The following is a 1248-nucleotide window of genomic DNA, read 5'->3' on the forward strand; positions in this document are numbered from 1 at the left end:
ATTGATCCGGAGTATCCAGTGGAACGAATCCAGTTCATGCTCAGCGATAGTGGCGCTCGCCTTGTACTCAGCCAAGCTTCGATCATGGAAAGATTACAATCAGTAGGCGGTGAGTCGGTCCAGTGGCTAGAGGTGACAAGTACGGAAGGAATGGAAGCCTTCAATCTTTCAAGCATCAATCAGTCAACCGATTTGGCCTATGTCATCTACACTTCCGGAACGACGGGGCAACCCAAAGGGGTCATGGTAGAGCATCGCAATGTCGTCCGTCTACTGTTGAATGATGCATCGCTCTTTGACTTTGATCAAAACGATATTTGGACGTTGTTCCATTCCTATTGCTTTGATTTTTCTGTATGGGAGATGTATGGAGCACTACTCTATGGTGGAAAACTCGTGATTGTTCCCTCACAAGTGACCAAAGAGCCCAAACAGTTTCTTGAACTACTGAGAAGAGAGAAGGTAACGATCTTAAACCAAACGCCCTCTGCTTTTGATCACTTAGCTCAGCAGGAGATGAATCATGAGGAATCTGACCTGATGGTGCGCAAAGTGATCTTTGGCGGAGAAGCCCTTTCACCACGAAAATTAAGCCATTGGAAAAGGAAATATCCGCACACACAACTGATTAACATGTATGGGATTACGGAGATTACCGTTCATGCTACCTATAAGGAAATCACGGAATTGGAGATTGAATCGAATGTCAGTAATATTGGAAAACCGATTCCAACCTTACAGACAATGGTACTGGATCACAATAAAAACCTGGTTCCAATCGGCGTAACGGGTGAGCTTTATATAAGTGGAGAAGGCGTGGCACGGGGGTATTTGAATCAACGTGAATTAACAAAGGAAAGATTTATAGAAAGTCCCTTTGTAACTGGAGAGCGAATGTATCGGACAGGTGATCTGGCCTATTGGCTGGAAAATGGTGACCTTGTGTATATGGGAAGGATTGATCAGCAGGTCAAAGTGCGTGGTTATCGGATTGAACCGGGTGAGATTGAGTCCGCGTTGTTGGAACATGCACAGGTGATGGATGTGACGGTGCGTGATTGGCAGACGGAGGCAGGGGACGACTGTTTTCTCTGTGCTTATGTGGTATCCAGCCAACCGATCGCAGTGACGGAACTGCGAGAGCATCTGAGACAAAAGCTACCTGAATATATGATTCCCTCATTCTTCGTGGCAATGGAACAGATTCCCTTGACGTCCAATGGAAAAGTGGATCGCAACGCGTTGCCA

At 46.2% G+C, this 1248-nt stretch carries 1 protein-coding gene; it reads left to right on the plus strand.

All coding sequences use genetic code 11. The features are described from left to right. Window positions 1–1248, plus strand: a 1248-nt coding sequence (locus BUB71_RS18745) for an amino acid adenylation domain-containing protein (protein ID WP_139279207.1), incomplete at both ends; no start/stop codon positions are given.

Origin of the sequence: Seinonella peptonophila (genome assembly GCF_900129355.1) — a bacterium.
GTDB classification, from domain to species: domain Bacteria; phylum Bacillota; class Bacilli; order Thermoactinomycetales; family Thermoactinomycetaceae; genus Seinonella; species Seinonella peptonophila.